The organism is Wolbachia endosymbiont of Drosophila leontia (assembly GCF_028981785.1).
Lineage (GTDB): Bacteria > Pseudomonadota > Alphaproteobacteria > Rickettsiales > Anaplasmataceae > Wolbachia > Wolbachia pipientis.
The window spans coordinates 6,034-10,331 of sequence record NZ_JAPQLK010000135.1 but is presented as its reverse complement, the minus strand read 5'-3'; the positions used below and the strand labels follow the sequence as shown (position 1 = coordinate 10,331).

Annotated in this window: 4 protein-coding genes and 1 tRNA gene; 4 read left to right on the top strand and 1 reads right to left on the bottom strand. The window is 36.6% G+C overall.

The genetic code is table 11. From position 1 onward, the window contains the following. Positions 1-398: 398 nt before the first annotated feature. Positions 399-470: transfer RNA gene (locus tag OZD63_RS04880), tRNA-Asn, on the top strand. Between the two features lie 33 nt (positions 471-503). Next, positions 504-2,024, top strand: a complete 1,521-nt coding sequence (gene gpmI / locus OZD63_RS04875) for a 2,3-bisphosphoglycerate-independent phosphoglycerate mutase (protein ID WP_274979526.1) — start codon at positions 504-506, stop codon at positions 2,022-2,024. Between the two features lie 39 nt (positions 2,025-2,063). On the opposite strand, the gene fabD is transcribed toward gpmI, so the two are convergent. After that, positions 2,064-3,044, bottom strand: coding sequence for an ACP S-malonyltransferase (gene fabD / locus OZD63_RS04870; RefSeq protein ID WP_275008275.1), 981 nt, complete (start codon positions 3,042-3,044; stop codon positions 2,064-2,066). A 128-nt stretch (positions 3,045-3,172) separates the two neighbouring features. Between fabD and rpmE the strand changes: the two genes are divergently transcribed. Together rpmE and OZD63_RS04860 are read left to right on the top strand one after the other, a co-directional pair. Continuing rightward, entirely contained in the window at positions 3,173-3,376 is a 204-nt protein-coding gene (rpmE, locus tag OZD63_RS04865; RefSeq protein WP_274979528.1) for a 50S ribosomal protein L31, read from the top strand. Between the two features lie 38 nt (positions 3,377-3,414). Beyond that, complete coding sequence (locus OZD63_RS04860) at positions 3,415-4,209, top strand: NAD kinase (RefSeq protein WP_070356930.1); 795 nt, start codon at positions 3,415-3,417, stop codon at positions 4,207-4,209. Positions 4,210-4,298: the final 89 nt, after the last annotated feature.

Genomic DNA, 4,298 nt, shown 5'->3' with positions numbered 1-4,298 from the left:
TTAAGAAATTTACCAAGCAGAAAAAAAGACAAAGAATCCCCGAGTTAGCTAGTCTTTTACTATCTCTGTCAAGTATTGGCATTTTTTGATGTCTTGTAACGCTTTATAAGCGCGTTCAGCTTATTTAGATAAAAATCTAGATGTAGATGAAGTTTTGTAAAGACATACAGTGTCCATATACTGCAAAAAATTGAACATAAAACGCCGATACATTAGGTAATCCTTACTTTTTAATCTGCAGACTGGGGAAAGCAAATACAATAGCTTCAGTTTCATGACAAGAGGGCTGGCGGAGTTTGTCAAGTAAGTTTTTTCGTTTCTGTGACCAGTTGGACTTAAAGTCTACACAAAAAACGTTTACAACCAACGTTCAACATGGTAAACTAAAAACGGTTTATTCCTCGGTAGCTCAGTGGTAGAGCAGTTGGCTGTTAACCAATTGGTCGCTGGTTCGAATCCGGCCCGGGGAGCTCTTCTTTGTTGAATTTTAGTGTTGATTTTATATGGGCATTAAATCAGTCGTTTTATGTATACTAGATGGCTGGGGAAATGGAGTAGAAAACAGTAAATACAATGCTATTAGCAACGCAAATCCACCCTGTTGGCAATATATTAGCTCTAATTATCCAAAATGCAGTTTATCCGCCTGTGGAACTGATGTGGGGTTACCTGGTGGTCAAATAGGTAACTCAGAAGTTGGCCATATGAATATTGGCAGTGGTAGAGTAGTAATGCAAAGCCTTCAGCGCATTAATCAAGAGATTGGAACAATAGAAAACAATGTAAATCTACAAAGTTTTATTAATGATCTAAAAAGTAAGAATGGAGTATGCCATATAATGGGATTGGTGTCCGATGGTGGTGTTCATTCGCATCAAAAGCATATTTCAACTTTAGCAAATAAAATATCACAGCATGGAATAAAAGTTGTGATACATGCATTTTTAGATGGCAGAGACACATTGCCAAATTCAGGAAAAAAATGCATTCAAGAATTTACAAAGAGTATAAAGGGAAATGACACAAGAATTGCCACTGTTTCTGGGCGTTACTATGCTATGGACCGTGACAACAGGTGGAAGAGAACAATCGAAGCTTATGAGGCTATCGCATTTGCAAAGGCACCTTGTCATGATAATGCAGTATCGTTGATTGATGAAAATTATCAAAATAACATAACTGATGAGTTTATTAGGCCCGCAGTAATAGGTGACTATCAAGGTATAAAACCAGAGGATGGAGTGCTGTTGGCTAACTTTCGTGCTGATCGAATGATACAATTAGCAAGTATTTTGCTTGGCAAAACAGATTACGCTAAGGTAGCAAAATTCTCTTCAATTTTAAGTATGATGAAGTATAAAGAAGATCTCAAAACTCCTTATATTTTTCCTCCTACTTCTTTCGCTGATACTCTAGGACAAACAATAGAAGACAATAAATTACGACAATTACGTATCGCCGAAACCGAGAAATACGCTCATGTGACTTTCTTTTTCAATTGTGGAAAAGAAGAACCTTTCTCTGGTGAAGAAAGAATACTCATTCCCTCACCAAAAGTTCAAACTTACGATTTGCAGCCCGAAATCTCAGCCTTCGAGCTTACAGAAAAGCTTGTAGAAAAAATTCACTCCCAAGAATTCGCACTGATAGTTGTAAATTACGCTAATCCTGATATGGTAGGGCATACAGGTAATATAAAAGCAGCCGAGAAAGCTGTGCTAGCTGTAGATGATTGTCTTGCGAAAGTGCTGAATGCTGTTAAAAAGTCAAGCAACACCGCATTAATTGTTACTGCAGACCATGGTAACGTGGAATGTATGTTCGATGAAGAAAATAATACACCTCATACAGCACACACTCTAAATAAAGTGCCATTTATTGTGTCTTGCGATAATCTAAAACTAAGAGACGGAAGGTTATCTGACATTGCCCCTACTATTTTACAGCTACTTGGAATTAAAAAACCAAACGAAATGACAGGCAGTTCGTTGATTTCTTGCATTACCCTCTGTCATTCCAGCTAGGCAGCGTTATGCACCGGAATCACATCAAATAGATGTGTTTTAACTTAATCCAACTTTTAAATTTTTCGCTGTTAGTACTAATGATTCATTAAAGAAGCTGTCAATATCACCAATACTATCTATATTTTTTGTACTGATAGATTGGTCAATTCTTTTGACCAAATTAGATAAAACTTTATTAGGACCAATTTCAACAAATTTGTTAATGCCACGGCTTGACATATACAAAACCATTTCTCTCCATTTCACTCTGCTTACAACTTGCTTGGCGAGTAAAGTTTTTATAACTTTGGGATCACTCTCCTCTTTAGCTGTAACATTTGATATCAAAGGAACTATAGGACGGGTTATTTTAATACCCTTCAAAAACTCCAAAACTTTTTCATCAGCAGGTTTCATAAGAGATGAATGAAAAGGCCCACTAACCTGTAATTTAATTAGTTTCCTCACACTCGAGTTTTTGAATAAATCGGGCAACATTTCAAGAGCTTCTCTAGTGCCACTTATAACCACTTGTCCGCCACCGTTATCGTTTGCAATTTCACAAATTCTGTCAATTTGAACTGATTTCAATATATCTTCCACTTCATTTGTCTCTGCTCCAAGCAACGCAACCATTCCGCCTTTACATTTCAGTGAAGCTTCATGCATTGCTTCGCTGCGAACTTTCAGCAGCTTGATTGCAGACTCAAGCGTTAACGCTCCTGCAGCACACAGCGCTGTATATTCGCCAACTGAATGCCCACAAACATATTTAACATTGTGATCAGTGAAAAGAGATTTGCCAAACACATGCTCCATAACACGTAGCATTGCAATTGATACTGCCATTATAGCTGGCTGAGCGTTTTCTGTAATGGTTAATCCTTCAATAGGACCGTTGAAGATTAAATGAGACAGCTTTCTACCCAATATGCTATCTACTTCATTAAATACTTGTCTTGCAACGGAAAACTCACTATATAAGCTCCTTCCCATTCCTACAAACTGAGAGCCCTGACCAGGGAAAGCGAAAATCATGATAACTATTATTTATTCCCTATTGAGTATAACATTTTATCTATTTTTTGTCAATATTTTAGAATAATGATTGACTTAGTGAATTAAGCTCACTAGAATATTAACTGACTAAAAGTTTATAAGCAACAATGAGTTATCATAAAATTATTATAGTTATGACAGACGGTCAAGAGTTTGAAACTCGTTCCACTTATGGAAAGGAGGGAGACAGGGTAAAGCTTGATAGAGATCCTCTTACTCACCCCGCATGGACTGGAAGTTTGACAAGCGGGTTAGCAAGTAAAACTAGCAAATTAGCTAAGTTTAACGATAAATATGGAAGCATTTTCTAATTTTCCTCCTCTTTAGGTTTTAGAGAGTTTACTGAAGCATGCATAAATACAAAAATATAGGCTATGTTGCTTCTCCATCACCAAAATCGCAGGAAGTATCTAAACTATTAAAGAAACTTAATTTTATCAATATAACAGAAGAAAATAAGTCCGAAATCGATCTATTGATAGTTGTCGGCGGTGATGGCTTTATGCTACGCACTTTGCACAATTACGTCATAGAAAATAAAAACATGCATGTGTATGGGATAAACACTGGCAATGTTGGGTTTTTGATGAATAAATGCTTTAGCTGCAGTGAAGATTTAATAGATCATATAGAGCATGCAACTTCAACTCAGTTAACTTTGCTAAAAATGGAAGCAACAGACACAAGTGGCAAGAGATATCATTACATAGCAGTAAACGAAGTATACGTTTTTAGAAAAGCGAACCAAATAGTAGAGATGAATATTACTATCAACGATAAGCTAAAAGTAGAGAAATTTAGAGGGGACGGAGTAATATTATCTACCCCCACAGGCAGCACTGCATACAACTTCTCTGCCGGTGGCCCAATCTTGCCGCTAAATTCAAATTTACTTGCACTCACTTCTATCAATAGCTATTACCCAAGGCATTGGAATGGAGCACTAATCTCAAATGATACGATCGTACAAATTGACATTAACGACACAAAAAACCGTCCAGCACTTGTAGTATCAGATTACAAGGAGTTTCATAATATATCACAGATAAAAATACAAAAAGACCACGAAAACACAATAACTTTGCTTTTTGACAAAGATTACCCTCTGAATGAAAGGATCTTTGATAGACAATTTCTATACTAATAATGTATCTGTTCAGATACATGGCTAATGTACAAATATTGAAACAAAAATTCCAGTGCCCCTGTGATGTCATTCCAGTGCTTGACACT